This window comes from Dehalobacter sp., from assembly GCA_023667845.1.
In the GTDB taxonomy this organism is placed as follows: domain Bacteria; phylum Bacillota; class Desulfitobacteriia; order Desulfitobacteriales; family Syntrophobotulaceae; genus Dehalobacter.
Window position 1 is genome coordinate 1 of the sequence record JAMPIU010000082.1, and the last position, 1,139, is coordinate 1,139.

The following is a 1,139-nucleotide window of genomic DNA, read 5'->3' on the forward strand; positions in this document are numbered from 1 at the left end:
GTTTTTAGATACTAATACAATAGATGCCTGATAAAGAATGTTCCTTAACCCCGGTCGGCCCCGCTTGGAAATCCTGGTTTTCCCTTTATGCTGTCCAGAGCTGTTTTCGGTTAGGTTGTAATATACAGGGAGGCTTTCCCCAATAGTTTTTTAAAAACCTTAGGATATTCAGGGAAATACTCGTCTAATATTGCTGCCAGATTATTTTGGGCGGAGTTTAGTTTAGCTTTCTGCTGCCTGCGGGTTTGAGTGCAAACCCGCAGTTCCGCCCAGATTCCTTGGGGTAAATGACATTGAGAAAATCGGCCTTGCCAGGTTAAATTAGCAATAATTAAGGCATCTTTTTTATCGTTTTTTGTAGGTGAATTATCATCGAGTTCTTTTTGCTTTTTGACGTGATGAGGATTTACGATAACCACCGTTATACCTATCTTGAGCAGGTAGCTGGCCAGCGGCTTCCAGTAATGGCCTGACGGCTCCATAGCCACGATTATTTTTTGAGCCCCCAGGCGCTCTTTGACACGATTTATCCTATCGAGTAGACGTATAAATCCGTTTATGCTATTCTGAAAGCTGAAGGCTGTATCTACTTCGAGTCCCATTTTGTTATCCAGCATTCTAGCCCAGTGTGTCCTTTTGGCTATATCCACACCTACTATCAAGGTGTGAATGGCACGTGTCTTAATTAAGTTGTCTGTTCGCTTTTTCATTGGTTTAAGACCTCCCGGTACTTTATTATGGTTGTTTGGCTAACACCTTTGTACCAGGAGGTTCTTTTATTAGTCAACCTCTTTTAAAAACATTACAGGAATACTTTCCGCTGATCCGCTCATCCAATTTCGCACCTCAGCTTCGCTTAGTTTACTGACGACGCTTCGCAATGGAGCAGCAGGTTTCAACACCATGGACTCTGCAGGATGAATTATCGACACTCTGAGCCGGTTTTATAGTAATACAAAAATCACCTTCAGCCTATGGGTTTGATGTCATCATTGGTTTTTCAATCTGCGGATTTCTAAAATAATCGGAGTAATTGTACCTGCCCAACAGTTTAAAAGCTTTCGTCTGCCCATCATAGTCAAACACCAGGATATCGCCGTACAACCCGGAGTTATTATTAGTTTCTACGATAGCTATGC

Annotated in this window: 1 protein-coding gene; it reads right to left on the reverse strand. The window is 42.2% G+C overall.

The window, feature by feature from the left end:
* Positions 1 to 110: 110 nt before the first annotated feature.
* Positions 111 to 710, reverse strand: a complete 600-nt coding sequence (locus NC238_06610; protein ID MCM1565609.1) for an IS110 family transposase — start codon at positions 708 to 710, stop codon at positions 111 to 113.
* Positions 711 to 1,139 lie beyond the last annotated feature (429 nt).

Excerpts from the sequence above, each read along its gene's own strand:
- NC238_06610 (MCM1565609.1), bottom strand. The coding sequence starts at position 710 with ATGAAAAAGCGAACAGACAACTTAATTAAGACACGTGCCATTCACACC.